Here is a 24,957-nt window from a genome sequence, read left to right on the forward strand (position 1 = left end):
GACAAGTACCGGCGGCTGCTGTGGCAGCGCGGCATCCGCCCCGTCATCGCCGAACGCGGCCAACCCCACGGCTCCGGCCTGGGCATCTTCCGCTGAGTGGTCGAGAGGACGATCGCCTGGCTGCACGGCTTCCGCCGCCTGCGCATCCGCTGGGAACGACGCGACGACATCCACGAGGCCTTCCTCGGCCTCGCCACCTGCCTGATCACCTACCGCCACGTCCAACGCCTTTGTTAGGACCTCTAAGTGGCGACGTCATAGATCCCATACGGGATGGCGACGGGCTGGCCGCTCGTGGTGAAGGTGTGACAGTCGACTTTGACCGGGTCCTTGCCCGGCCGCCAGGTGCGGCCGGGCCGGTCTCGGTTACCGAGCCACTCCTTGGCCTTGGTGTCGACGCTGATCACCGGCTGGCCGTCGTCGAGGAAGGCGGTGGCCGTGGCGTTCAGGTGGGCGAACTGGGCGTCGCGGTCCGGATGGCCGGCGCCCTCGGTGGTCTTGACAGTGCCCTGCAGGCTATAGCCCAGGCCGTGCAGCAGGCGCCCAACTGTTGAGGCACTGACCGGATGGCCCTGCGAAGTCAGCTTCGAGGCCAGGGCCCGCAGCGACAAGGTGGTCCATCGCAACGGGGAGACGGGATCACCCCGGGTGTGCGGCTCGATCAGCGCCTGCAGAGCCGCCAGCAGGCCGGGGTCGGTGACGGTCAACGGCTTGCGGCCAGCTCCCGCAGCCCGGACCCTCCGCGTCGGCACCGGGTCCCCGGCCAACTCGGTGACGCCACGCGCGACGGTGGCGGAACTGGTCCCGGAGGCGGCAGCAACCAGAGCGATCCCCCCGTGGCCGATGGCCGCGGCCTCGCTGGCCAGGTAGAGCCGACGGCGGCGCTCGTCGAGATGCGGCAGGATCCGATCGAACTTGGCCCGTAAGGTGGAGATGGGCGGACGCACGGTCATGGTCCACCGTCCCACCAACTCCTCCCGAACGAACACTAATTGAAATACAGGCCCTGCCGTTGCAGGTGTACTGCTGCACGGCTGTGCCGTTGCCGGTGGCACCGGCGCGCGCGTCGACGCACTTGCCGCTGCCTGCGTTGACGACGGTGGTGGGAGCGGTGGGGATGCTCGCGGCGGCGGCACTCGGAGTGGAAGCCAGCGCGATACCGGCGGCGGCCGGCAGCAGGAAGGCTGAAGTGAGGGCGGCCGTGCGTCTGCGCTGGCGGGGTGCGCGGGAGCGCGCGGCGGGAACGTCGATCACACATGTCTCCTTGGTCGCGATGTGGGGCGCGATGCGGATCGGACGCTAGGGGCAGCCCGCCCGGGCGTCAATACGTCAAAATATAAGGCGTGAATTATCTTGCTCGAGAGAGGAGATGTGCGACCACGGCCCCAACGGATTGCCATCGCGGCCGCCTTCGCTGCCAGGCCTGACCATCTGGCTGAGAGCCGTCGCTGCGGTCGCCAGCGCAGGGGGGGAGTGTCCGCGTCTTGCACAGCATGGGTGTGATGCGTGGACGGATGCGACCGCGTCGCCAGACAGAAATGGGCGCCCTGCGCACCGAGGTGCTCGGCACACAGGATCAATGAAAGACGGGTCCGGGGTGTTCATAATCTCGGTGTGCGGTAGCGATGTTGTCGACGGTGTCCAGTCCGCTGTCGCGCTCGTGAAGTGAGTAGGGGCAGCTTCATCGACGTCCTGATCGGCGGGGCCTCCGTCGGCGACCCCCGTGTGCACCCGGCGGGGGTTCCTTGATGGCTTCCGGGCGAAGTGCGGCAGGGGGATCTTGGGCTGTCGGATGCCGACGGTGGGCCCCTCCTTGTCCGGTCGACGATCCGAGTCGACACCAGACTGGACCGCAACTCACCTCAGCCCAGGACGAATTATGCGCCACTCAGCCCAACCAGCTTGCTATGAAACCTTACTTCACTACTTGACGAAAGTGGTCGCCCCCTTTAGGTTCTCGGGTCAGCCAGGCATCGTACGTCGCTCCCTCCGTTCATGAGGTGAAGCGTCAGGCGCCACCCCCCACGTGAAAGGCCACCCTCTTCATGGCCCGTTCCCTTTCCGCAGCCGCTCTCACCGCCGCGATGGGTCTCTCCGCGTGCCTGCTCGCCGCATCCCCCGCCCCGGCGGCCACGGGTGCCATAACCGGACTGGCCGGCAAGTGTCTTGACGTCGCCGGTGCCAGCTCCGCCGACGGCACGCCCGTCCAGCTCTACGACTGCAACGGCACCGGCGCCCAGCAGTGGAACGTCGGCAGCGACGGCACGATCCGCGCCCTCGGCAAGTGTCTGGATGTCACCGGGAACTCGACCGCCGACGGGGCGAAGGTGCAGCTATGGTCCTGTACCGGCGGCGCCAACCAGAAGTGGACCGTCACCGCCGCCCACGACATCGTCAACCCGCAGGCGAACAAGTGCCTGGACGTCACCGACAACAACTCCGCCAATGGCACCCGGACACAGATCTGGAGCTGCAGCGGCGGCGCGAACCAGAAGTGGAACGCCCCCGCGAGCGACGGCGGCGGAACTCCGTCCGGCTTCGTGGTGAGCGAGGCCCAGTTCAACCAAATGTTCCCGAACCGGAATGCGTTCTACACCTACAGTGGCCTCACCGCGGCCCTGAGCGCCTACCCCGGCTTCGCGAACACCGGCAGCGACACGGTCAGGAAGCAGGAGGCCGCCGCCTTCCTCGCCAACGTCAGCCATGAGACAGGCGGGCTGGTGTACGTCGTCGAGCAGAACACCGCCAACTACCCCACCTACTGCGACTGGAGCCAGCCGTACGGCTGCCCCGCCGGACAGGCCGCGTACTACGGTCGCGGGCCGCTCCAATTGAGCTGGAACTTCAACTACAAGGCCGCCGGTGACGCACTCGGCATCGACCTGCTCAACAACCCCTGGCAGGTGGAGAACAACGCCTCCGTCGCCTGGAAGACCGGCCTGTGGTACTGGAACACCCAATCGGGACCAGGCAGCATGACCCCGCACAACGCCATGGTCAGCAGCGCGGGATTCGGCCAGACCATCCGCAGCATCAACGGCTCCCTCGAATGCGACGGCAAGAACCCCGCCCAGGTGCAGAGCCGCGTCGACGCCTACCAGCGCTTCACTCAGATCCTCGGGGTTTCACCGGGCAGCAACCTGTACTGCTGACCCGAGCTGCCCGACAAGGAGCCGTAATGCCCAACGTGAAGTCCTTTGCCAAGGCCCTGCTCGCAGCACTGGGCGCCATGACACTCGCCGTGGCCGTTCCGGCGAGCGCCCACGCGAACGTCCTGCAGTTGCTGCCGCAGAACGCCGACGGCCTGGAACAGACCTTCTCCCCCGCCTACGACTACGATGGCGACGGCTGCTACGCCACCGCTGCCATCGGCGCCGACGGCACCATCAATCCCGGGCTCAAGCTCGGCGGCGACGTCAACGGGCACTGCCATGACTACGCCCAACTCGCCAACGCGAACACCTACTCACGGGAGAAATGCAACAACGGCTGGTGTGCCGTCATGTACGCCAGCTACTTCGAGAAGGACCAGGCGACCTACGGCCCGGCCGCCATCGGGCACAGCCACGACTGGGAGCACGTCGTGGTGTGGATCAACAACAACGAGGTCCAGTACGTCTCGGTGTCCCAGCACACCAGCTACCAGGTAGCCGCCCGCTCCTCGGTCCGCTTCGACGGCACCCACCCGAAGATCGTCTACCACAAGGACGGCCTCTCCACCCACGACTTCCGCTTCGCCAACAGCAACGACGAGCCTCCGGAGAACGTGACCGGCGGCTGGTTCTACCCGCGCCTGGTGGGCTGGAACGGCTACCCAGCCGGCTTCCGGGACAAGCTGATGAGCGCCGACTTCGGCGCGGCCACCATCAAGATCAAGGACGGCGACTTCGCCTACGCGCTGGCACACTCCATGCCCTCGGGCATCCCCTTCGATCCAAACGCCTGACCTGCGGAACAGGGGGGATTGCAACCGGGCCGGTATCGCCGCTTCCAGCTTCCTGGGCGTCCGCGCCACCCTGCGCGGCCCCCGGCGCCTTCCCCTGGAACTGTCCCCATCCCACCGCCGACTACTACAACACCACCCTCGCCCAACTCCCCGACGACTCCCCCGACGGCTGGCTCACCCAAGCCTGGAACAACAGCCGCGTCACCGAACGCTACGTCCTCGACCTCGCCTACATCCGTGAACCTGAACCCGTCGACGACGAAGACCTCTGACACAGAGCGGGAACATCGAGTAGCTCATTTGGACCAGAGGATGGCCGAGGAAGTTACGTACAGAGTGGAGCCAGTCCTCTTCGGGGGATTCGCCGGATCCGGGCTGTGGATCACCAGGCCGGGTTTCCATCCGGGTGGGGGTCGAACCACGACAGGCCGCCCATGTCCAGACGCTGCCGGGTACGCGTGACGGCTACATAGGCGAGGCGGGCCAGCGGATTTCACGGTGCCGCAGCTCGTGCGCGCCGTTCGGGGCGATCGCCGTGGGCCAGCGGACGATGACCGTGCCGAACGCGCCCGCTTCCGCGAGTTCCCGCAGCCGAACCCACCCCTCACGGTGCAGAGGTTCCGGCTCCCCGTACGGGTCCGTGATCACCTCCGTGATCGTCAGCCCGCGCGCTGCGGCGAACGCGCGTCCCTCGGTCTCGGCGCGCTCCGCGCCGAGCTGGGGGGTGAGCGTGCCCCGCTCCGCGCACACGTACAGCACGGCCGTGCCCGGGTCGGGACGCGCGGCAGTGGCGGTGTCCGCCGGGGTGCCGTCCGGTGTGCTGGTCATTGCTCACCCTCGGCAACGGCATCGGCGGGCTGGTCATCGAGCGGGCCGGGGTGCTGGTAAAGGGTCAGCAGCGCCCGGCACTGCGTCGCCAGGTCCCGGAGGTAGGTGGCTTCGGTCTGTGCCGTGGTGTCGGCGCCGTCCTCGAGCGTGCGGCGCGTGCGGACGAGTCCCGAGAATGTCGCCCCCCCCCAGGCGAGTCATTGTCAAGATCTGTGGATCGGGCCAGGCTGAGGCGGCTTGGTGGACATCCTGATCTTGATGTTGTTCTCTCCGTGACGGGCGACTTCGTGCAGGCCCAGTCGCTGGTAGAGGGCCTGGGCTCGCTGGTTGACGACGAGGACGTCCAAGGTGAGGTCCCGGCTCTGCTGGCGGGCCTCGTGCAGGAGGCTGCGGATGAGCCGGCCGCCGATGCCGCGTCCCTGGTGGTCGGGGTGGAGCTCGATCCGCGCAAGGTAGATCTCCGTCGGGCGGTGCTCGACGTGGAGCATGCCGGCGTCCGCGCCATCGGCGGTGATGATTTGCCATCGGTCCGGGGTGAACGCGTTGGCGTGGAAGTCGCGTTGGATCTGCTCGTCCCAGCCCCAGATGGCCGTGATGTAGGCGCCCATGGCGGCTTTGTGCAGCTGGAAGCAGTATTCGCTGTCCGCAGAGGTGGCCGGCCGAAGGCCGATGGCCATCACGCCGCTCGCTCCGTGGGCCGTTCGATCAGGCGGCCGCCTTCGAAGCGCGCTCCGGCGCGGACAAGGGCGACGAGGTGGGGTGCGTTCACGGCCCGCCACCGCTGCTGGGCGGATTCGACGAGTTTGAAGACCATGGCCAGGGCGGCGGTGCGGGAGCCGGCGCCGCGGGTGACCTTGGTCCGCAGCCTCACGGTGGAGAACGTGGACTCGATGGGGTTTGTGGTCCGGAGGTGGATCCAGTGCTCGGCCGGGAAGTTGTAGAACGCCAGCAGCTGGTCCTGGTCGTCGGTGATCGTCTTGACGACCTTGGGGAACTTCGCGCTGTAGAGCTTGGCGAACGTCTTGATCGCCGCCTCGGCGTGGTCGCGGTCCTCGGCGTTGTAGATGTCCTGGATGGCCTTCTTCGCACCGGGCTGCGCGGACTTCGGCATGGAGTCGAGGACGTTGGCCGTTTTGTGAACCCAGCACCCTTGCTCGCGGGTTTCGGGGAACACCTCACCCAGCGCCTGCCAGAAGCCCAGGGCGCCGTCACCGACCGCCAGAACCGGGGCGCGCATGCCCCGGCGCGCGCAGTCGCGCATCAGGTCGGCCCAGGACTCGGCGGACTCGCGGTAGCCGTCCTTGAGCGCGACCAGTTCCTTGGAGCCGTCGGCGCGGACCCCGATGAGCACCAGGACGCAGGCTTTGGCCTCCTCCAGGCGGACGTTGAGGTGGATGCCGTCGGCCCACACGTATACGTAGTCCATCTCGGACAGGTTGCGGTCCATGAAGGCGGTGTGGTCGGCCTGCCACTGCTGGGTGAGCCGGGTGACGGTGGCAGGGGAGAGCCCGGCCGAGCTGCCGAGGAACTGCTCCAGGGCCGGGATGAAATCGCCCGAGGACAGGCCGTGCAGGTAGAGCAGCGGCAGCACCTCGCTGATCTTCGGGGACTTGCGGCACCACGGCGGCAGGATCGCGGAGGAGAACCGCTTGCGCTCGCCCGTGGCCTTGTCAACGCGCTTGTCGTTCACCCGCGGGGCCTTCACCTCGACCACCCCGGCCGCGGTGGTGACCTTCCTGGGCTGGTGGTAGCCGTTGCGGACCACCAGCCGTCGACCGGTCTCGTCCCGCTGGTCGGCCAACTCGGCTATATAAGTGTTGACTTCGGCCTCCAGGGCCGCGGCGAGCATCCGCCTCGCGCCCTCCCGGACGATCTCGTCGATCAAGGAGGAGCCGTTGGCGGTGGTGCCGTCGTCGTTGACTAGGCTGAGCACGGGCGTGCCTTCCCGACCGGTGCTGCGAACACCGGCCTACTCGATGACCATCAGTCGATCACTCGGGAAGGTACGCCCTTCGCGTGCTCTCCGAGCTCGATCCACAGGTCTCGAGCATGGCTCCAGCACCAACCACCAGGTCACTGAGCCTGCGCCACTGACACTCAGATGACGATGCTCAGCTGACACTCCCCCGCAGACTTGCACCGAGGACTGGGCACAGATGCTGAGCGCGGCCGAGCGCGGCGAGGGGCCGCCGGTGGACTGGGGGATGTTTGCACGGCACGCGGACGCGGTGGCTCTCCGCAGACGGTCCGCTACCGGTGCGGCAGCTGGACGAGCTGTTCGGCGAGCTACTGCACGCCCCGGCGGCCCGCTTCGAGATCCAGCTGGCCTTACGGGCACGGGAGCTGCGCCAGGGGGTGGCGGGACCCGGTGATTCCTTGGACAGGTGCCCAGCTATCCTGGACACCTGTCCAAGAAGGGGGAGGGCTCGCTGCTCATGGAAATCGTGGCGAACGTGCTGGTCGGCCTGGTGGCCCTGTTGCACATGTACATCCTGGTGCTGGAGATGTTCCTGTGGCAGCGGAAGCCGGGGCGGGGGCTGCACGGGTTCGACCCGGAGACGGCCCGGACGACCGCTCCGCTGGCCGCCAACCAGGGCCTCTACAACGGCTTCCTCGCGGCCGGACTGGTGTGGGGGCTTCTCGCCGCCGACCCGACCGGCTTCCGGGTCCAGGCGTTCTTCCTGTCCTGTGTGGTGGTGGCGGGCGTGTTCGGCGCCACCACGGCCAACCGCCGCATCCTGTTCGCCCAGGCGCTGCCCGGCGCGCTCGCGCTGGCCGCCGTCCTCGCCGCACGATGAGCCGGGCGCCGCACGAGGACCCGAGGGCGGCGCGCACCCGCGCCAGGCTGCGCGCCGCCCTGCTCGCCGAGTGCGCCGAGCGACCGCCGGCGGAGATCGCCGTGGCCGCGCTGGTGCGCCGGGCCGGGGTGGGCCGGGCCACGTTCTATGTTCACTACGACGGCATCGAGGCGCTGGCGGTCGACGCGTGCGCGGACGTCGTACGGCAGGCGGTGGACGCGCTGCACGCCTGGCGGGGGCGGCCCGATCCGGTCCACGCCCCGCCCGCGCTGCGGGAGTTCTTCACCGGTCTGACCCCGCACGCGGCCCTGTACCGGTCGCTGCTCGCACCGGGCGGCGGCGGGCCGCTCGGTCGGGTGCTGCACCGGGACCTGCGGGCCCGCAGCCTCGAGGAGCGCGAACTGGCCGGCGCGGCTGACGCCCCGCTGGTCGCGTCGGCGGTGGCGGCGACCTTCGCGGGTGTCCTCGCGGACTGGCTGCACGGGCTGCTGCGGGCCGCGCCGGAGGAAGTCGCGGACCAGGTCTGGCAGTTGCTGGTCGCACTGCACCGGAGCCGGTGACCGGTCACTTGCAGGCGACCTCCCGCGCCGCCCGGGGCCAGGCCCCCACTCCGGAGGACGTGCGGACGTAGGCGGTGTCCCGGTCCTCCGTCAGCCACAGGTGCCGGTCACGGTAGTGGTACCCGGTGTCGCGGGCGCCCGCGGGCATGCGGACCTGCTTGCGGTACGGCGCGCTGAGCAGCCCGTCACGGGCGAGCACACCCTCGGGATCACGGACGTACGTGCGGCCGCCCAGGGTGAGGAAGCAGACCGACTGCCAGCCGCAGTGCTCGGCTCCGGTGGAGCTTTCCAGCCGGCTCACCGGCACCCGTGCGCCGTCGCGGTCCGTCCACACCTCCCAGCCCTGGGCGGCCGCGTACGCGGCCGGGAGTTCGGCGGGATCGCAGGCGGCGTTCGTCTCCGGGCCCCAACCGGGGCGGTCCTTCTGGTCCTTGGCCACCACGACGGCCACCTTGGTGCGGCCCTTGACGTCGAAGGAGTACAGCACCCGGTCGGCCTCCCGGCGCTCGGCCCGGTAGCCGTGGTCGGGCTGCACGGGCTGGAACATGTCGAAGTAGAGCTCCAGCCCCTCCTCGGGCGTGTCACCGCCCTCCGACCTGGACCAGCCGTCGGGTCCGCCGCCCTCGAAGATCTCCCCGTCGCACTCCAGTGCCCGACCCGCGGCGCCGGAGGCCAGCCGCAGGGCACGGGGGCCGCTCTCGTCCAGGCCATGGGTGGGGACGTACAGGGCTCCGCTGTACGGGGTGGCGGGCGGCGTCCCCCTCACCACCACCCGCACCCCGGTGCCGTCATCGCATCCCACCGCCGTCACCGCCGCCAGCACCGCCACGGCCGCAGCAGGCGAGTGACGAGGAGCTGGTGCGCGCACGAGAGGTGCTGGTCGGTCTGCGTATGTTCTACGGGCTGTACGTGCTGCACGGACTGCTCCTGCCGGACACCCCGGCACAAGCCGCACTGCGGCAGCGGATCGGCCTAGGTGGGGGCGTCGCCGGCAGTGGAGGCGGGGCTCTCTCGGCTTCGGGCGTAGATGGCCTTTTGCTCGGTTTTGGGGTCTGACCTGCTCGGATGGGTTGACCGTGGAAGGTACGTCGGTTCCGGGTCTGGCGTGATCGGCTCGCGCACGCGGTTCGTGCGCTGTCGCCATCGGCTCACCGCGCCGGGCGAAGTCCCGCCGGGCCTGCGGCCGTTCGATACCCAGCACACGCACCTGGAGATATGCCATGTCCATGCACCCGCCCAGCGGCCCCGCCGAGGAACAGCCGGCCGGGCCGGACGCGTCCCGGCGCCTGGGGCCGGTGAGGTCTGCGTCCTCATCGCCTCCATCGCCGCGGTGACTGTGCTCGCCATTCTCCAGCGCCCGATCCCCGCCGTCCTGGCGGCGCTTGTCGCGGCGGTGTGTCTCCTGCTGCTGCCCCGAAGTGCGGGGCGCCTGCTCGCCGCGCTCGTCTCCGGAAGCCGAGAATGAGCCGCCCTGGCGGCCCGGGTCCGCTCGGCAGGCGGCGGGCGGCCGAGCCCGTGGAACTGACCGTACTGCGTGGCTGGATGCGCAACGCCAAGGGCAGACGGACATTCGACATCATCGCCCGCCGGGCGACCGACGCCGGGATGCCCATCTCCGAGAGCACCCTGCGCCGGGCCCTGACCCCGAACGGCGGGCTGCCCAGGCAGCACACTGTCGTCGCCTTCAGCCGGGGCGCTGACGCCGACGAGGACAAGGCCGCTCTGGTGTGGGAGGCGGCCGCGAGCGCCGTCCGCCCGCAGCCGGTCATGGCGGCCGGAAACCGGTACGTGCCGGGCCGCTTCACCACCCAGGGTGGAATGGCCGAGGCCATGCTCCGCATGCGCGCCGCCGCCGGCGATCCCACCCGGGGCGCGATAGTCGCCGCGGGCGGGGGCCGGTTCTCCCGCAGGGACCTCGACAACGCCCTGTCCGGTCGGCGGCTGGCCAGTGAGCAGCTGGTGATCGACTTCGCGGCGGCCATCGGTGCCGGCGAGAAGGCCACCCGGGCCCTGCTGGACGGTCGCGCGCGGATCCTGGCCGGGCCGCCTGGGCCGCCATCCTCCTACCCGTGCGCGGTGTACGAGTGGGTCGAGGCTCGGCGCGAGCGGGATGAGGCTATCCGGTCGTTGTTCGCCGGGCCCGAACTCGACTGGTACGACCAGCAGCTGCGCGACGAGGAAGAGGCCGAGTGCGGGCGCATGATCGCCTGGGTCGACTCGCTCACCGAAGCCGAGCTCGACGAGCTGCAGCAGGCGAAGTCGACGGCCGACGCACAAGGCGACCTGCGCGCCGCGCTCGGCGCGTACATGGAACGCGCCGACCCCGCTGAGGACACCGGCCGCCGATAAGGCATCTCACGCACCGCACGGGGCGTACATCTGGCGTACTAATCGCGTGCAGAGGCGTTCTCTCGGTGTGCGAGACGATCTTCGGTACGGGCGCGGAGGCGAACCGGGAGCGCGCTGCCGTTTCCTCTACCAACGGTAGAGGATGCGAGTAGAGTGAGGAACATGGCAGCAGACGAGACGAGCATCAAGGTGAGCACGGCCGCGCGGGACCGGCTCGCCCAGCTGGCGGCCGAGCACGGCACCACCATTCGCAACCTGGTCGAGGACCTCGCGCAGGGCACTCCCACCCAGGCCGAGTACGCCGAGCGGGCCGAGCTCGCCCGCGCCGAGCTCGCCTCCGCCCTCGGCAGCGCGCCGAGCCCGGAGGCCGAGGCCAAGGCCCGGGCTCTGCTCGAGCGCCTGGGCGCCGCCTCGCAGGGTCCGCGGGCGGCCGCGTAGTGGCGGCGATCTCGGTCGTCCTGGACCACACGACCGCGGGCGCGCTGTACGACCCGAAGGACCCGTTCAACGAGGCGGTCGCAGCGTTCTACGTGCAGGCCTCCGGCGGACTCGGTGATCTGTATGCGCCGGTGCTGTCCCTGACGGCCGGCGACGCCGAACGGCCGGGCTTGCTCGGCTACATCAAGGGGCTGCGGTTCATCCAGATCGAGGCGTTCGACACCGACGCCGCGGTCACCGCCACCGAGCTGCTGCGGTTCGGCCACCCCTGGGCGGCCGTCCACGCCATCCACGCCGCCCGTCCCGCCGCCGCCCACCCCAGCGGACGGTTCCTGCTCACCCTGACGCCGAAGGCGTACGCGGGCACCGGCGTCCAGGCCGTCCACCCCGACCAGTAACAGCGGCCTCCCGGCGACAGAAGGCGGCCACACCACCCCGCCCGCACCGCCGACACGACCATCGCTTTACCCCGGGCCTGGACCGTCGCCACCTGACACCCGCGAAGGCCCGGTCAAGCTGGTGGATGCCTCGACTCGCTTGCGGGAGTAGGCAGAGGGCGTGGTGCGGTTGCCGGCGACGATGCCGACGACGACCACACGGTCTGTGACGTAGGCGTACGGTCCGTGGGAGGGTAGGAAGCCCCGGGTCCACCGGGAAGGAGCGAGGGCCCCGCCTGGATGACGAGGCCCTCGCCGCCCTGGTCGCCACCGGCCCCTATCTGCCGTAGGGGCCGGTGGTCAGTGCCAGGGCAGGTGCTTGGCGGTGATCAGGTCGCAGTAGTACATGGGCTACCGGGATCTTGACCGCGATCTCGAAGCACCACCGGACCCGCTTCCACCAGGGTGGCGCCGGTTCCGGTTTCTTGCGATGACGTCCCATCAGGATGTCCTCTTCCCCCGAGCTGCCTGCCCCTGGACTGGGGAGACTTCCGGCCCGGATCCGCAGTCAGAAGTCCTGCCCTGAAGGTCGAGGACGGGGACGCCGGGCATCACCCTGACACATCGCACGAACAGTCGCAAACTCGTACAGAGTAACAAAACATCATCTGAGCTGCAGTTACGCATCTATGGATGCGTGAGCGATGGCGCTATTTGCGGTTCACAAAACCATGCCATACCGGACACGTCGAGACCTTGGCCTGCGAGGTTGCCGGCCAGAAGATACGAGCGAAAGCCGCCTCTTGCCCCAAGGAGCGCGTTGGGCGACCGGCACCTGGCCAACTCCGTTTGGGCGCGGCCAACTTGCCGGTTGACCTGCACCGATACACTCGCGCCCCAGCTGGCTTCCGCAAAGTCAGTTGGAGGCAGCGACAACCGAACGCGAGAGCTCATATTGCAGGTTCTGCAGGCGATCGACGTTCACTCTCCGTCACCACCGTCCTGCGGCGCCAACATAGGTTCGTCACGTACGAGTTCACCACCGGTCGGGAAGCCACCGACCTCACGCCCTCATGGTCCGCGGGCCGGCCAGGCGGGTGGGCCGACACCGCCCCAGCAGTCCGATCGCGCCCCGAGTGAGCTCACGTGCCCGACGGCGGGTGTCTACACCAGGACGGCAGGAACGGCGTCCTCGGCCGTCCAGTCCCCTTCGAACAGAGCAGCAACCAGGCGTACGTGGTGGTCGGGGAGCTGGCCGGAGCGGTGTCGGTTGCGGGCCTTGGCGAGCCAGGCGCCGATCTTGACGGTGTCGCCGTCGACGCGGATCGTCTCGCGGGCGGCGGGGATGCGGCCTTCGCGGTGCAGGAAGAGTTCCAGGATCTGGACGGTCTCCTCGAAGGTGCGACGGCGCGGCGCACGGGGGCGAGCGGGTTGCTGTCGGGGGTGAGCCCCAGGGCGGTCATCAGCTGCTGCTGGCTGGGGTGGAGGGCCGGCCAGGTGGTGAGCTGGCGGTGCAGCCAGGAGCCGATCTTCACGCCGCCGAGCTGGGTGTCGCGGGTGAGGGCGGCGCAGTCGGCGCCGGTGGCGAGGTGGGCGCGCAGCAAGTGGTACTTGCGGTGCCAGTCCGCGCCGTGGGGCAGGCGCCAGTCAGGGGCGAGGGCGATCAGGGCGTCCGCGCGTGCGGTGGCGAGTTCGTTCTTGGCGGCGAGGTGGCGTTGTTCAGCGAGCCACGCGCCGACGGGGGTGGTGGCGGGTGCGGCGAGGTGCCCGTGGGCACAGTGGTAGTCGGCGGCGGCAGCCAGGCGGGCGCGCCAGGCGGCGTCGTGCTTGTCCCAGACCATGCCCAGGACGTCGAGTTCGGCGACCCAGTCGGCCTCGAGGCGGTCGGCTTTCGCCGCGTCGCGCATGGTGGTGATGAAGGTGCCCAGCGCGTAGCCGGCGGGGTCGGTGTAGTCGGCGGGGACGTCGAGGTGGCCGTGTTCGTCGCGGTAGGACTGGGCGGCGGCGAGCCCCAGGCGGCGGGAGCGGGATACGGCCGGGTCGCGGGGGTCGAACGAGGCCAGGTCCATGGCGCGGGCGATGCGTTCGGGGTGGACGGTGAAGTCGAAGTGCCAGCGGCGCTCGATGACGTCGCTGGTCTCGCGTGGGAGGCGGTTGGCCTTGTCCGGGAGGCGTTCGAGGATGCGGTGGTCGTGGCTGGCCAGCGCGCAGGCGATCGCCCAGACGGGTTCGTAGGCGGTGCCGAGGATGTTCTCGCCGTCGGCGCCGGGCGGGACGTAGACGGGGACGATCAGTGAGGCGGTCTTGCCGGAGACGTCCAGGCGCAGGGCGCGGCCGAGGACCTGGACGCAGCGGATGACGCCGCGGGTGGGGTCGGCGAAGACGATGGCATCCACGCTGGGGATGTCGACGCCTTCGGAGATCAGGCGGGAGTTGACCAGGATCGCGCAGTCGGCGGCCGCGAAGCCGGCGAAGGCGTCGGCGCGCTGGGCGGGGGTGTGGTCCCCGTGGGCGAAGAACAGCTTGGGGGTGATGTCCGGGCACAGGCTGGGGTTGGCCTTGGCCAGCAGGCGCAGGGTGTGGGGCAGTTCGCGGGCGAAGCGGCGGGCGTCGGAGACCAGGTTGAAGTAGACCAGCACCTTCTTCAGGTGGTGCTCGGTCATGGCACGTAGGACGGCCAGGTGCAGGGCGGTGGTGCGCAGGGCGCCGTCCGCCTCCCCACCGGGGCCGGGGGCGGTGGTGGTGCCGGGGGCGGGCAGGTTCAGGCGGCGGCGCAGGTCGGCATCGGTGAGGGTGGGCACCACGATGCGGTAGTCCGCAGCCCGGCCGTCCTCGACCGCCTGCGCGAGCGGGTACTCGAAGACCTCCCTGCCGTAGACCTGCTCGTTGTCCATGGAGTTGGCGAACGCGTCCACGTCCGGCCCGGTGGGCCGCCGGCGGCGCGGGCGGGTGCTGTCGGCTGACTCGGCCAGTTCCGGTGCGGCGAAGATGCGAGGGGTGGCGGTCATGATACCGAGTGCATGCAGCGCTACCTGGTCGGTCTCGATGTGAATCTGGCGTTCGGCGCGGCCGCGAACGGCGCCGTCGTCGGCCTGGCATCGCCGCCCGTGCACGTCACCAACCCGGTCTTCGACCCAGCGGTGCCCGGCTCCTGGCTGGTCGACCTCTCCCACGTCGATCTCTCCCGGGTGAAGGTCGGCAAGCAGTGCGTGAGCTCGACGCCGCGTTGCTGCCCAGCCCGTTCACGCCGACCGGCGAACGCCCCGAGGGCCCGGCCTGGTACGCCACCCCCACGGTCGCGTACGCCGTCGAGCTGGGTTACGACGTCGCGCCTCTGGAGGCGTGGGTGCGCCCGGAGAGCGGCCGGTTCCTGGACGGCTGGTACAAGCGGCTGCGCGACGCCTACGTCGACACCATGGCGGATCTGGGTGTCGCAGAGAGGCTGCCCCCGGCCGAGTTCCTGAAAGCAATGGACGGTTACCGCAGCCGTGATCCGGAGCTGGCGATCGTGGTGGGCGCCGTCAAGATGACCGTCAAGGGCGGGATCGGCAAGCTGCAGGAGAAGGCCCGCGGCGGCGGCTGGAAGCCGGGGCAGGCGTGGCCCGCCCTCGCCCGTCCGACGTGGCGGCCGGACATCCGCGCGACGGTCATCTCCCGGGCCCGTACCAACATGCACCGCAAGATGCTCAACCTGGCGGCGGCCACCGGCCGCTACCCGGTCGCGGTTCTCTCGGACTGCGCCGTGTACGCCGCCGACGGACCCAGCCCGCTGGATGTCCTGCCCTACGACGCCGACGGCAAGACCGTGCCGGGCAGCTTCCGGCTGGGCGTGTCGCCCGGGATGGTCAAGCACGAGGGCACCCAGAGCGTGCTGTGGGGCGCCAACGTGCTCGAGCAGCTCGGCGCCGACGGCAAGGTCGCCAACCTCGCCCGCTACATCAAGACCGGCGAGGTCACCGCCAAGGACACCGGAGAGTAGAGGGGGCAGGGTCGGTGGTGACGATCGGCGAAGAACTCGACAAGGCGGTGCAGGGCGCGTTCACGCCCCCGATCCCGAAGTCAGCGGGGGCGCAGATGCGTTACCTGGTCCGCCAGCACCAGGGCAGTACCCGGCGCGTGGCCGAGCTGCTCGGCATCAGCCAGCGCACCGTCGAACGGTATGTGAAGAACCAGATCAAAACCCCTCGGCCGGAGCTCGCCGACCGGTTGGAGCGTGAGGTCCGCGTGCGCTGGCAGCCGCAGGTGAGAGCCAGGGCGAAGCAGGCTGCGGCCACGACCGGCGGCATCATGATCGATGTCCAGGCCCGGTTCGGGTACACCGCCGCCCCCGGCAGCACCGACGACGCCCGGGTGCGTCACCTCACCCTCGCGCTGCCGCCCGGCCACGCTGCCCGTCTCTTCCAGGCCCAGGAGGCCGGTCTCACCGAGGACCAGCTCCGCCAGATCGCCGCCGAGGCCCTGGGCGAGGTCTACTTCCGCGACAGCGGCCGCCGCGCCCACGGCCTCGAAGTGGAACTCACCGACCTCCTCGACCTCGAGTTCGAGCTGTAGCCGGTCATGGCGCTGGACATCAGGCCGTGCCGGTCTGGCCGCCGCCGACCACCGAGTGGAGGGTGAAGGTGTCGGATGCGGCGGGGACGGACAGGTCGACCGCGACACCGTAGTGGGAGAGGTAGGTAGTCGATGTGATCTTGGCGGTGCTCGTCTGCGTCTGCTCCTGCATCTCCACCGGCAGGTTCTCACTGTTGACCCAGAGGTCGATGTGGTCCTCGGCAACCCCTTGCGCCGCGAGTTGCTTCTTGAGGAACTTCACGTCGTCAGGCGTCAGGCCCTCCTTGCTGGCGATCAGCTTGGCGGTGTCCAAGGTGCCCGTGTAATGGGTGGTCGTCACCCCGCGTACCGTCTCCCGACCCACCTTGCGCAGATCCCCGCTGGCCATCAACATCCGTACGTCCATGGCAGGGTTCGACCGCTTCATCTGGTCGGTTTCGGCCTTGCCTGCGTCACCTTGCGCGGCGAGAAGGGCGAGCGGCTCCTTGAGCCAGTGCTTGCCGCCCGTACTGGCCACCTTCTGAGCGGGCACCTTCATGTACATCGCATCGCTGCGGATCTTGACCTGCAGAGAGGGAACCGGCGTCGGAACGGAGGACTTCACGGACACGGTGACGTTGGCCTTGAAACCGTCGGCCCAGTCGCTGTCCCCGACAATTCGCATCTGGCGCACGGTGCCCGTGGTGACGGTCTGGTCCATCTCGGTCGAGTGGATCTTGGATGTGGCGTTCTCCACCTTGAGCAGGTAGTCCACCGGCGAGACGGCGACCGGTGACGGCGCGGCGGACGCGTGTTGGCCCGTCGTCGAAGCGGACTTGCCGTCGCAGGCGGAGACTGTGCCCAAAGTCGCCGTGGCGGCCGTGACCGCCAGAGCCGTACGGAACCGCATGCCACGCATGGCGCGCCCCTCGTTTTCTATTGTCCGAAGATCGGATGTTCGAATGGTGGGCGCAGAGTAGCGCACGGAAGCGGCCGGGTAGCGGCGAGGTTCGGCGAACCGGACGGCGCACAAGGTGCGGGCCGAGATGCCCCCTGCGGGGTGGCCGTGTGCGCCGGCGGCCTCGCGAGCGGTAGGTGATGCCCTGCCCTCGGGGCGGTGTACGCGGCATCTGCCGCTCCCTGGCGCAGCGCGGCGGTCTCCAAAACGCCCGCGCCCGCTTCCCTGGTCGCGGGCGCTGGCAAAACAGCACGCCAAGGTGCCCGGGACTGACATCCTTGAGGGGGCAGCGGGCTCCGGGCAGGACGATATTGCTCCCCGGGAGTTACGCGCTTCCGGTGCCCCATTGAACGAGCCAGGGGGTCGCCGTGCCGACCACAACTTCGGTGCCGCCGCGGTTGGGGCTCCCCTACACTGTGGCGGTGCGGAACACCAAGGCCTTTAAAGAGGCCGTTGCCGAGACCCTGGCGGAACTGGTCCACCGGGGCATGACGCTGGCACCGGCGATGGTCGAGGACACCATCGAGAAGAACGTCCGCACGGTGGCCGAACGCCTGGGCATCCAGGTGCGGTCGGCCTGGCGGTATTTCGACGCGGCCGCGCTCGCCGACAGCGCGCGCAGCTTTGAGCAGAGCAGCGCCAACAGTGGTGTGGGGCAGGCGCCGATGCCGCCGCTCGACAACCCGGAGCTCGCGCTGGTCCTCGCAAGCGTCCCGAACGCACTCGCCCAGAGCGGCGGTGACCTGTACAGCGTCATCGTCAACGTTGCGGTCAACGCGTGGATGGCCGGCCACATCCACGGCGAGGACGGCTGTGCCGGGTGCGACGGCAGCCGCGGCCCGTCCGGCCACGACTGGGAAGCCCGGATGCGGACCATCACCGAGTTGCAGCCGGACATCACCAAATGGTTCGACCAGGACGTGTGGACGCGCGCGGTCAACAGCGCCGGCTTCACTGTCACCCGCCGCTGACCCCCGAATGCCGCTAGGCTGCATACGGCGCCCAGCACGCATGGGACGCCTTCCCCACCCCTCGTGGGGGTCGCTCTGGTTTCTGCCACTGCCGATTGATGCTCTCAGCATGGTGAGGGCGGTGCAGATGCTGGAGCCTCCGCAGATGAAGCGGCACGCTGTTCAACTGGCTGTCTGAACCGCCCCGGGTTCGGGGTCAAGGCCCGTGCCTTGGTCGAGGTGCTGGGCCGGTATTTCCTGGCTCGTCTTGTCATCGACGACGGGGTGACGGGGATCACGCGTGGATATCGAGCCTATGTGCGAATAGGTGTTGAGGGTGTGGCGGTAGTTTCCCCGGTGACCACACTTGATCGTTTCTTGGGGGAACCTTGTCGCGTTCACGCGCGAGATTCTTGGCTCTGGCGTGCGCTGGAGCCACCGCGCTCACCATTCTCGGCACGGCGCCGCCCGCCAGTGCTGCTCCGCCCAACGATGCCTGCAGCATCCTCTAGAACGCACGCATCACCTTCTGGGCCATGACCTGCAGCCAGCCGGGTGAGCCGATGATCGGCGGCTTCGCGACCTGGCGCAACGTGCCGATCACCTTCGACCAGACCGACGCCGGCAGCGCGACCGTGCAGGCCTCCAACTACCTGCGGGTCACCCCGAACACCGAAAGCAGCCCGCTCGCCGCCAACATCGAGATCGGCCTGTACGCGCAGAAAACAGGCAAGACCACACCCACATACGGGCCGCGCTGGACGGAACTGACCACCAGCGGAGGACGCACCAAAGCGATCACGGCCGGCGTGAACCCGACCAAGCCGGACAACCGCAACCACACCTACATGACCGTCCGCCAGGACAGCGGCAACGAGTGGGACGTGCTGTACGACTTCAACAAGGTCGGCTCCACCACCAGCCAGCTCAAGGTGCCGCGCGGTAACCCCAACCGCATCGACGTCGGCCTCGAGGTGACCGGCCCCACGTACATCAACATCCCGTCGATCGCGGACCGGATGCAGTTCATGGGCGAGAACAAGGCGTGGAAGCAGGTCGCCACCCGCAACGTGGCCAAGTCCGTCACGCTTCCCGCGTGCAGCACCACCTACAAGCCGCCGAGCTGCTTCACCACCAAGCTCGCCGACGCCACGAACTTCACGCAGTGGACGGTCTCCAAGCCCCGTCGGCAGGCAGCCGCCCTCACCTCACCGGACGCGACGTCTCCCGCCCCAGCCCGCCGCTCGGCCGTCGACAGCCTTACCGGCACGTTCAACGGCGTGGACCAGCAGGCTCTTCAGAGCTGCCTGGAGAACGACCCGGACAGCTGCCTGGCCAGCGTGCCCGGACTCGCCGACTGCGTAGTCACCGTCCGGGTCTGCAATGCCGCGGCCTTGCCGCCTGCCAGGAGCGGCCTTGAGGACACCACGGGCAGCGCCGACGTTTCGGCCGCCGACATTCGCGCCCAGGCTGCGGCCCGCCTTTGATGTCCCGGCCGACATGCTCACCCTCACCCCGCCCACCGCACCCCCCGCAGGACCGAAGGCACGCGTTCGCGCCGCCGGTAGCGACGCTGCCTGGACGGTGACCTCTACCGGTTCCACGCCTGGGCTGCAGCGCACCGACCAGCGCTTCGACGGCTTCACCGCCCGCTACTCCGCGCGTACGGGCGCGCTGCTGGATGCCTGCTGGGGTGATCTGTGCGACGCCTCGTGACCGCTGTCCCCCGGCCCCAGCAACAGATGGCGCCCAGCCCGGTATGCCCGCAAGGAGTTTCCAGGTGAAGACCCGTACAGCACTGGCACGTTGTGCCCGCGGCGCCGCGACCGCTGCCGCACTGATGCTGCTCACCGCAGCCACCACCGCCGCCCGTCCCGCACCGCCCACCGCACAAGCTCCCGAGCCGGGCGCGTTCGTCGACGCCTCCTCGGTCCCCGCCGGCCAGCTGCGCGGACTTGACCATCCCGTCCCGCTCGCCGACTACGCGCGCAAGCACGGCTCGCACCTCTCCGCGCCGCGCGCAGTCGCCGCACCGGACGACCAGCAGGACCTGCGCCAGCAATGCGCCGCACACGCCACGCAGGCCAACACCGCGACCGGTTGGATCAAGTCCCGTTTCGAAAGCTGCCAGAAACGGCCCTACGACCTGGTCCTGCGCGACAAGAACGGCACCACCTCCATAGGCCGGCTCTGGTTCGACATGTGGATCCTCGGCTTCTCCTACGACGGCAGCCGCCGTGTCGACTACGTCGCCAGCATCGAGAACATCCGCGTGCAGGCCGTCCCCACCGAGGACGCCACCAAATGGAGCGTCGGCCAGCACTTCCGTCACAGCATCGACGCCTCCAGCAGCGATCCCGATCCCCAGGTGACCGCGCCGCAGACCGCCGCTCGTGACGAACTGCTCGGCGAGTGGGACCGCACACCGCAGTGGAGTCTCACCTACACCTCCCCCGACAAGGGGCCCCTGTTCGACCAGGGCAACCAGCAGCGCGTCTACTCCACTGTTGTCATGGACCTGACGTCGCCTCACCCAACGCCGCCCCCTACACCGACGGTGTTGACGCCTACCACTCCAACGTCCGCTACGACTACGCCGGCAAGATCGCCGGCAAGTATCTGGGCACCGTCTTCACCCAGGCCCACGTGGAGCTCGCCATGAGCCAGAAAGATGCGGCAATCAAGGAAAGCGCCCTGCACATCTACGACGCCCAAAAGCACCCTGAGCGCACCTTCCCCTCCTGGCCCGGCAAGACCGTCCCCGGGAGAGAAGGAACCCCTGCACCGGCTCGTCAACCCGGACAAGATCGAAGCAAACCGCAAGAAGTCCATCGGCGAGTGCAAGAAGGTCTGGGGCGACTACACGGGCAGCGGGCTGGAGTGCGACGAGTACCCCTTCGCCTCCACCAAGGAAGGATCCACCAAGGGTGACAACCGCTTCTCCGTCCGGCTGATCGAGGGCAAGGACAACCGCAAAGGCGGGGAGCGCCTCAACCAGGTGTACACCCTGAACCGCATCCTGGACGGCGACCCCTTCTACGTGAAGATCACCGACTAGCAGGAAAGGCCCTGACCCCATGACGCTTCTCGCCGAGCACAACGTCACCGCCACTCCCGGACGCCGCGTGCTGGAGGTCTACGACGCGGACGCCTACCTCGGCGACGAAGCCGCCCTGGACGCCGCACAGGTACAGGTGGTCGCCGGCAACGGCTACCACCTGTACCTCCTCAGCCTCCAACCCGACATCCCCGTCCAGATCACCATCCGCATCTGGGACACCCCGCCCACCCCGCCCGCCGACGCCGAAGGCCACACGGCCATCAGTCTCGAATCCGAGACCGGCATCCTCGTCATCGGTCAACTCGACCGCGGCCCCGCCGACGAGATCACCCTGCCCCGCCCCGGCGTCTACGAAGGCCACGCCTGGTGGACCAACCGCCAAGCCGCCGCCGACTACTACAACACCAACCCCGCCCAACTCCCCGACGACTCCCCCGACGGCTGGCTCACCGAAGCCTGGAACAACTGCCCCGTCACCGAACGCTACGTCCTCGACCTCGCCTACATCCGCGAACCCGAACCCATCGACGACGAAGACCTCTGACGCCAAGTGGGAGGATCAGACAGTTCCTCATTGCGCTGTTGCACTTGAAGTGGGATCGAATTCTTGCCGGGTGGTGCTCGACGCCGCTGCGGGGTGCTGTTTTGCCTGATGGGCATCCGCGGCTGCGTACTCCATCCGGCTCACGACGCCCCGTGCCGGACAGTCCGCTCACCCATCGCGCACGCACGGAGCCCTTGTCCTAGCCTCGATCTTGCATGACGGTCCGCCGACGGAGTCGGTGGGCCGTTTCATTTTCGGTGGCTGGTGAAGGGCAGGCCAGGGGCCCGGGTGTCGCCTCGGGTGGGCGCCGGGTTCCACTGCTCCGGACTGAGCTGGTGTTCTCGTAGGGGCGGGAAAGTTGCTGTTCAATCGGGGTTCGGCAGGAGGGCGAGCCGTTCGAGGGCGCCTGTGATCTCGCTGGTCCAGGGCCAGCGACGGGCGAGGCGGAGGATGCGGCGTCGGCCGGTGGTGACGAGCTGGGCGGCTGCGGAGAACAGGCGGAACCGCAGGCGGCGGGGTTCCCAGAGCCGGGCCCTGCCGGTGAGGGCGAGCATGGGCATCCAGGCCAGCAGGTCGAGGGCGATCTGGACGATCTCCAGCCAGATCTTGTTCTGGGCTGTTGTGTGGAGTGGCAGGTTGCGCAGGCCGGTGGCCCGGGCGGCCCGGATCCGGTCCTCGGCCCGGGCCCGCAGCCGGTGACGGAGCTCGAGGGCGGCGATCGGCCGGTGGGGGGTGTTGGTCGCGAAGCACGTGATCCGCATGCCGTCCGCGTCCGTGATCCTCAACTGTCGCGCTGATGGCGGGGGACGCGGATGCTGTGGCGGCGGATGCGTGCGCTGGCAGCTGCCGTGTTCGAGGCGCCCTGCCTGCCTGGAGCAGATCGAGTCGTCGTGATGGCCGACGCCGCACCGGACGCCTACGCCGTCCCCGGACTCCCCGGGCGCATCGTGGTCTCCACTGGCATGCTCGAGGCCTTGGACGACGCGGACCGCGAGGCCATGCTCGCCCACGAGAGCGCCCATCTGGCGTGTCACCACTACGCGTTCGTCGCGGTCGCTCAGCTGGCCGCCACCTGCAACCCGCTGCTGAGACCGGTGGCCGCGGCCGTCGCCTACACCATCGAGCGGTGGGCGGACGAGCGTGCCGCGACCGCCTGCGGGGACCGTCGTCAGGTTGCCCGCGCCATCGGCAAGGCAGCGCTGGCAACCATGCGCCGCCCACCCCGCCACGGTCTGTCCGGCGCGGTGCTCGGCCTGCTGGGCCGCCGCCGCACCCCACTCAAGACTGCGGGGCCGGTGCCCCGTCGCGTTGCCGCACTGCTTGCCGAACGCCGTTCCAAGTTCCGCTCGGGGCGGCAGCGCCGGTTGCGCCGTCTCGGCATCGGCCGGACAGCCACGCGGCGCTGCTCCTGCCGAGGTCCAGAGACCTGCCGGGCCGGTCGCAGAGGTGCTCGGCCGGCTGTCCACAAGGACATCGGCGGCCGACCTCGGACCGCCGCCGGTTTCTCATGGTGGTTTTGACGGCGCGAGGAGCCGACGCTGACGCACAGCCCCGCCGTCCCAGGCCGGGTTTCAGGCACTCCATACCCAAATCTCATGGTTGTGCAGGAACCCGGAAGCGGTCAGGGGAGTCATTCCAGGCAGGGGGTCGACCACCAGGGAGGCATGAGGATGGCTGATCAGAGCAGCCGGCCCGCGCGAGGCGGGACCGCCTGGCACTGGTGGTTCCTCGGCCCCTGGGCGGCGATCTGGTTCCTGGCGGACCTGCACGGCGGCGGCTACTCGTGGCACTACTTCGCGAACGGCAGCACCTTGCTGTTCTCCGGCTCCGGAGCCTCGCCGGCGGGGGGCCTGCACCTCTATGCGAACTACCCGAACCTACAGATAGGGCCGCTGGCCTTCCTCTGCGCCTGGGTTCTGGGGAACCTCGGCGGGGTCGTCGCCGCTCAGCTGACGATGATGAGCGTCGGCCTTCTGGTGCTGCGGCTGATCGAGCAGACGGCCCTGGCCCGGCAGCCGGATCTGCGGTCGCGCCCGCAGGCCCTGCGGACGACCGTCGCTGCCGCCGGCGCGGTGTTCCTGATCGTCTGGGCATCCCTGGCGGTGCACTACAGCCACCTCGACGACGTGCTGGCGCTGCTCTTCGCGGCACTGGCGATCCGGGCGGTCCTCGCTGACGTCCCGGCACTCGCGGGACTGAGCCTGGGCCTGGCCGTAGACGCCAAGCCGTGGGCACTGGTCTTCCTGCCGCTGGCTCTCGCCGTGGCCCGCACCCGACGACGGCATGTCGCGTTCTACGCCATCGCCGCCGTGCTGCTGGCCTGGCTGCCCTTCGTTGTCGCCGACCCCGCGACGCTGGGTGCGACCCAGTACCACATCGTCAACCAACCGTCCTCGGCGCTCCGCGCGCTCGGGGTGTCGGCGGCGGGGACGCCGTCGTGGGACCGGCCGGCGCAACTCGTGCTCGGCTGCGTGCTCGGGGCGGCCGCGATCCTCCGAGGGCGCTGGGTGGCGGTGCCGCTGCTCGGCATCGGCGCGCGACTCCTGCTGGATCCCGGCGTCTACGACTACTACTCGGCGGGACTCCTGCTCGGCACCCTGGTCTGGGAGGCCCTGGGGCTGCGTCGGCCCGTGCCCGTCTGGTCTCTGGTCTCCTTCAGTGCTCTCTACCTCGCCCCGAGGCTGACCAACGACGCGCAGGTCCTGGGCGACCTCCGACTCTGGCTGATTCTCGCGGTGACCCTCAGCGTCCTGCTGGCTCCACGGGACTGGTGCGTCGCACCGAAACCGAGCAAGGTCGCCGTCGGCGCCCTCCGACTTCCACCGCAAGGCCCGTGGGTCGCCCACCGGGTCGGCGCGGAAGCGAGCAGGCCGTCCGTGCATCACTGAGCGTGACTGACATCAGCCAGGGCACAGGCGCTGCAACTACCGCGTCGATAGGCGGCCGTGAACCTGCTGACCAAAGGGGCTCGATTCCCTGCCCCGCCGACCTGATCCCGAACGCTACCGGTCTGGACGCCCTCACCAGCGTGTACAGGGCAGCCGAAAGCAGCGAGCCGTGTTCATCGCCGTCGAACGCCAAGACCCGGGGTGGACGGTCGAAGCCGACGTGCTCAGTGCTCCACAGCAAGCCATCGACACCCCGGTGTACTTCGCCGTACGAGAGGCCGTCCTCCACCTGGTCCGCTCCCGCCAGATCCGCCCCGATTCCTCCGCCGGTCCCGTCCACCTCGTGCTGCATGACGTGGGTCAGCGAGGCTCGGGCCCGCGAACCGGCCGCCGAAGTGCACGCCGCCCTCAATGGCCACCTCGAACGCCTGGCCCTGCCATCCCGCTCACGCCCTGACGGTACACCCGCGCCTCAGCGACTCAGCCCAACCAGGGTTCCACTGAGCCTGATCGCCGGGACCTCCAGATCGAGGAAGGAGGCTCGGCCGTCGCCGACGAGAATCGAACAGCGGCGGGCCCCGGCCAGGAAGGCGACCGCCGCCGACACCACGTCCGTAGCGGTCAGGCAGCCCTGTTACTGACCTTGAATGCGTGATGTCGTCATGGTGGCTGGCGTCGGAGGCCGGTGCCGGTGAGGCAGCCGTCGAGGACGTCGGGGCGGTACTGGAGT

Annotated in this window: 22 protein-coding genes and 5 pseudogenes; 18 read left to right on the forward strand and 9 right to left on the reverse strand. The window is 69.4% G+C overall.

Translation table 11 applies throughout. The features are described 5' to 3' along the window. Nucleotides 1–237: pseudogene (locus ACFYZE_RS35480) on the forward strand (transposase); the annotation flags it as partial. Between the two features lie 11 nt (nt 238–248). Here ACFYZE_RS35480 and ACFYZE_RS35485 read toward each other — a convergent pair. Both ACFYZE_RS35485 and ACFYZE_RS35490 read right to left on the reverse strand, forming a co-directional pair. Then, nucleotides 249–953: pseudogene (locus ACFYZE_RS35485) on the reverse strand (ISAzo13 family transposase); the annotation flags it as partial. 58 nt (nt 954–1,011) lie between these two features. Further along, nucleotides 1,012–1,254: pseudogene (locus ACFYZE_RS35490) on the reverse strand (RICIN domain-containing protein); the annotation flags it as partial. Nucleotides 1,255–2,045: 791 nt separating this feature from the next. Between ACFYZE_RS35490 and ACFYZE_RS35495 the strand changes: the two are divergent. Both ACFYZE_RS35495 and ACFYZE_RS35500 read left to right on the forward strand, forming a co-directional pair. Then, entirely contained in the window at nt 2,046–3,152 is a 1,107-nt protein-coding gene (locus ACFYZE_RS35495; RefSeq protein ID WP_389003650.1) for a lectin, read from the forward strand. A gap of 26 nt (nt 3,153–3,178) precedes the next feature. Then, the gene (locus ACFYZE_RS35500; RefSeq protein WP_389003653.1) at nt 3,179–3,946 is read left to right on the forward strand and encodes an NPP1 family protein; all 768 of its coding nucleotides are present in this window, start codon (nt 3,179–3,181) and stop codon (nt 3,944–3,946) included. A 465-nt stretch (nt 3,947–4,411) separates the two neighbouring features. Here ACFYZE_RS35500 and ACFYZE_RS35505 read toward each other — a convergent pair whose 3' ends face one another. The 3 genes from ACFYZE_RS35505 to ACFYZE_RS35515 form a co-directional block, all read right to left on the reverse strand. After that, the gene (locus ACFYZE_RS35505) at nt 4,412–4,774 is read right to left on the reverse strand and encodes a hypothetical protein (protein WP_389003656.1); all 363 of its coding nucleotides are present in this window, start codon (nt 4,772–4,774) and stop codon (nt 4,412–4,414) included. 203 nt (nt 4,775–4,977) lie between these two features. Then, nucleotides 4,978–5,451 carry a GNAT family N-acetyltransferase gene (locus ACFYZE_RS35510; RefSeq protein ID WP_389003659.1) on the reverse strand — a complete coding sequence of 158 codons (474 nt, stop codon included), beginning with the start codon at nt 5,449–5,451 and terminating at the stop codon, nt 4,978–4,980. After that, nucleotides 5,451–6,707: an IS256 family transposase gene (locus tag ACFYZE_RS35515; protein ID WP_389003661.1), complete on the reverse strand. Its 1,257-nt coding sequence runs from the start codon at nt 6,705–6,707 to the stop codon at nt 5,451–5,453. Before ACFYZE_RS35515 ends, ACFYZE_RS35510 begins: the two co-directional genes overlap by 1 nt. Nucleotides 6,708–7,209: 502 nt before the next feature. Between ACFYZE_RS35515 and ACFYZE_RS35520 the strand changes: the two genes are divergently transcribed. Both ACFYZE_RS35520 and ACFYZE_RS35525 read left to right on the forward strand, forming a co-directional pair. Beyond that, nucleotides 7,210–7,572: a DUF1304 domain-containing protein gene (locus tag ACFYZE_RS35520; RefSeq protein WP_389003711.1), complete on the forward strand. Its 363-nt coding sequence runs from the start codon at nt 7,210–7,212 to the stop codon at nt 7,570–7,572. Then, nucleotides 7,569–8,132, forward strand: a complete 564-nt coding sequence (locus ACFYZE_RS35525; RefSeq protein ID WP_389003664.1) for a TetR/AcrR family transcriptional regulator — start codon at nt 7,569–7,571, stop codon at nt 8,130–8,132. Before ACFYZE_RS35520 ends, ACFYZE_RS35525 begins: the two co-directional genes overlap by 4 nt. Before the next feature lie 4 nt (nt 8,133–8,136). Here ACFYZE_RS35525 and ACFYZE_RS35530 read toward each other — a convergent pair whose 3' ends face one another. Continuing rightward, on the reverse strand, nt 8,137–8,961 hold the full coding sequence (locus ACFYZE_RS35530) for a hypothetical protein (protein ID WP_389003667.1): 825 nt from the start codon (nt 8,959–8,961) through the stop codon (nt 8,137–8,139). Between the two features lie 632 nt (nt 8,962–9,593). On the opposite strand from ACFYZE_RS35530, the gene ACFYZE_RS35535 reads away from it, so the two are divergent. The 3 genes from ACFYZE_RS35535 (at nt 9,594) to ACFYZE_RS35545 (ending at nt 11,317) form a co-directional block, all read left to right on the forward strand. Next, nucleotides 9,594–10,481 (forward strand): hypothetical protein, encoded by an 888-nt coding sequence (locus ACFYZE_RS35535; protein ID WP_389003670.1) that lies wholly within the window; start codon nt 9,594–9,596, stop codon nt 10,479–10,481. A gap of 162 nt (nt 10,482–10,643) precedes the next feature. Next, entirely contained in the window at nt 10,644–10,919 is a 276-nt protein-coding gene (locus ACFYZE_RS35540; RefSeq protein ID WP_389003673.1) for a hypothetical protein, read from the forward strand. Beyond that, nucleotides 10,919–11,317 (forward strand): hypothetical protein, encoded by a 399-nt coding sequence (locus ACFYZE_RS35545; protein ID WP_389003676.1) that lies wholly within the window; start codon nt 10,919–10,921, stop codon nt 11,315–11,317. The genes ACFYZE_RS35540 and ACFYZE_RS35545 overlap by 1 nt, the downstream gene beginning before the upstream one ends. A gap of 1,121 nt (nt 11,318–12,438) precedes the next feature. On the opposite strand, the gene ACFYZE_RS35550 is transcribed toward ACFYZE_RS35545, so the two are convergent. Continuing rightward, a complete protein-coding gene (locus ACFYZE_RS35550; protein WP_389003679.1) occupies nt 12,439–14,304 on the reverse strand; it encodes a Helicase associated domain protein in 1,866 nt (621 codons plus the stop codon). Here ACFYZE_RS35550 and ACFYZE_RS35555 point away from each other — a divergent pair. Continuing rightward, nucleotides 14,305–15,275, forward strand: a pseudogene (locus tag ACFYZE_RS35555) (transcriptional regulator); the annotation flags it as partial. It abuts the gene before it with no gap. Nucleotides 15,276–15,289: 14 nt separating this feature from the next. After that, nucleotides 15,290–15,847, forward strand: coding sequence for a telomere-protecting terminal protein Tpg (gene tpg / locus ACFYZE_RS35560; RefSeq protein WP_389003682.1), 558 nt, complete (start codon nt 15,290–15,292; stop codon nt 15,845–15,847). A gap of 19 nt (nt 15,848–15,866) precedes the next feature. On the opposite strand, the gene ACFYZE_RS35565 is transcribed toward tpg, so the two are convergent. Continuing rightward, on the reverse strand, nt 15,867–16,601 hold the full coding sequence (locus ACFYZE_RS35565; protein ID WP_389003685.1) for a hypothetical protein: 735 nt from the start codon (nt 16,599–16,601) through the stop codon (nt 15,867–15,869). Nucleotides 16,602–17,206: 605 nt separating this feature from the next. Here ACFYZE_RS35565 and ACFYZE_RS35570 point away from each other — a divergent pair. From ACFYZE_RS35570 to ACFYZE_RS35595, 6 genes are all read left to right on the forward strand, one after another. Next, nucleotides 17,207–17,755 (forward strand): hypothetical protein, encoded by a 549-nt coding sequence (locus ACFYZE_RS35570; protein WP_389003688.1) that lies wholly within the window; start codon nt 17,207–17,209, stop codon nt 17,753–17,755. A gap of 515 nt (nt 17,756–18,270) precedes the next feature. Then, on the forward strand, nt 18,271–19,221 hold the full coding sequence (locus ACFYZE_RS35575; protein ID WP_389003691.1) for a hypothetical protein: 951 nt from the start codon (nt 18,271–18,273) through the stop codon (nt 19,219–19,221). A gap of 97 nt (nt 19,222–19,318) precedes the next feature. Continuing rightward, on the forward strand, nt 19,319–19,450 hold the full coding sequence (locus ACFYZE_RS35580; RefSeq protein ID WP_389003693.1) for a hypothetical protein: 132 nt from the start codon (nt 19,319–19,321) through the stop codon (nt 19,448–19,450). 64 nt (nt 19,451–19,514) lie between these two features. Continuing rightward, entirely contained in the window at nt 19,515–20,396 is an 882-nt protein-coding gene (locus ACFYZE_RS35585; RefSeq protein WP_389003696.1) for a hypothetical protein, read from the forward strand. A 9-nt stretch (nt 20,397–20,405) separates the two neighbouring features. Continuing rightward, nucleotides 20,406–20,792 carry a NucA/NucB deoxyribonuclease domain-containing protein gene (locus ACFYZE_RS35590; RefSeq protein WP_389003699.1) on the forward strand — a complete coding sequence of 129 codons (387 nt, stop codon included), beginning with the start codon at nt 20,406–20,408 and terminating at the stop codon, nt 20,790–20,792. A 19-nt stretch (nt 20,793–20,811) separates the two neighbouring features. Then, nucleotides 20,812–21,339 (forward strand): hypothetical protein, encoded by a 528-nt coding sequence (locus tag ACFYZE_RS35595; RefSeq protein WP_389003702.1) that lies wholly within the window; start codon nt 20,812–20,814, stop codon nt 21,337–21,339. Nucleotides 21,340–21,704: 365 nt separating this feature from the next. Here ACFYZE_RS35595 and ACFYZE_RS35600 read toward each other — a convergent pair. Then, nucleotides 21,705–22,148 (reverse strand): annotated as a pseudogene (locus tag ACFYZE_RS35600) (transposase); the annotation flags it as partial. Nucleotides 22,149–22,166: 18 nt separating this feature from the next. On the opposite strand from ACFYZE_RS35600, the gene ACFYZE_RS35605 reads away from it, so the two are divergent. Beyond that, the gene (locus ACFYZE_RS35605; protein WP_389003705.1) at nt 22,167–22,859 is read left to right on the forward strand and encodes a M56 family metallopeptidase; all 693 of its coding nucleotides are present in this window, start codon (nt 22,167–22,169) and stop codon (nt 22,857–22,859) included. 150 nt (nt 22,860–23,009) lie between these two features. Further along, nucleotides 23,010–24,227, forward strand: a complete 1,218-nt coding sequence (locus ACFYZE_RS35610) for a hypothetical protein (RefSeq protein ID WP_389003708.1) — start codon at nt 23,010–23,012, stop codon at nt 24,225–24,227. The last annotated feature ends 730 nt before the right edge of the window (nt 24,228–24,957 follow it).

Source organism: Streptomyces sp. NPDC001796, from assembly GCF_042892355.1.
In the GTDB taxonomy this organism is placed as follows: Bacteria; Actinomycetota; Actinomycetes; order Streptomycetales; family Streptomycetaceae; genus Streptomyces.

Excerpts from the sequence above, each read along its gene's own strand:
- ACFYZE_RS35495 (WP_389003650.1), top strand. The coding sequence starts at position 2,046 with ATGGCCCGTTCCCTTTCCGCAGCCGCTCTCACCGCCGCGATGGGTCTC.
- ACFYZE_RS35500 (WP_389003653.1), top strand. The coding sequence starts at position 3,179 with ATGCCCAACGTGAAGTCCTTTGCCAAGGCCCTGCTCGCAGCACTGGGC.
- ACFYZE_RS35505 (WP_389003656.1), bottom strand. The coding sequence starts at position 4,774 with ATGACCAGCACACCGGACGGCACCCCGGCGGACACCGCCACTGCCGCG.
- ACFYZE_RS35510 (WP_389003659.1), bottom strand. The coding sequence starts at position 5,451 with ATGGCCATCGGCCTTCGGCCGGCCACCTCTGCGGACAGCGAATACTGC.
- ACFYZE_RS35520 (WP_389003711.1), top strand. The coding sequence starts at position 7,210 with ATGGAAATCGTGGCGAACGTGCTGGTCGGCCTGGTGGCCCTGTTGCAC.
- ACFYZE_RS35525 (WP_389003664.1), top strand. The coding sequence starts at position 7,569 with ATGAGCCGGGCGCCGCACGAGGACCCGAGGGCGGCGCGCACCCGCGCC.
- ACFYZE_RS35535 (WP_389003670.1), top strand. The coding sequence starts at position 9,594 with ATGAGCCGCCCTGGCGGCCCGGGTCCGCTCGGCAGGCGGCGGGCGGCC.
- ACFYZE_RS35540 (WP_389003673.1), top strand. The coding sequence starts at position 10,644 with ATGGCAGCAGACGAGACGAGCATCAAGGTGAGCACGGCCGCGCGGGAC.
- ACFYZE_RS35550 (WP_389003679.1), bottom strand. The coding sequence starts at position 14,304 with ATGACCGCCACCCCTCGCATCTTCGCCGCACCGGAACTGGCCGAGTCA.
- ACFYZE_RS35575 (WP_389003691.1), top strand. The coding sequence starts at position 18,271 with ATGACCTGCAGCCAGCCGGGTGAGCCGATGATCGGCGGCTTCGCGACC.
- ACFYZE_RS35590 (WP_389003699.1), top strand. The coding sequence starts at position 20,406 with ATGCGGCAATCAAGGAAAGCGCCCTGCACATCTACGACGCCCAAAAGC.
- ACFYZE_RS35595 (WP_389003702.1), top strand. The coding sequence starts at position 20,812 with ATGACGCTTCTCGCCGAGCACAACGTCACCGCCACTCCCGGACGCCGC.
- ACFYZE_RS35605 (WP_389003705.1), top strand. The coding sequence starts at position 22,167 with ATGCGTGCGCTGGCAGCTGCCGTGTTCGAGGCGCCCTGCCTGCCTGGA.
- ACFYZE_RS35610 (WP_389003708.1), top strand. The coding sequence starts at position 23,010 with ATGGCTGATCAGAGCAGCCGGCCCGCGCGAGGCGGGACCGCCTGGCAC.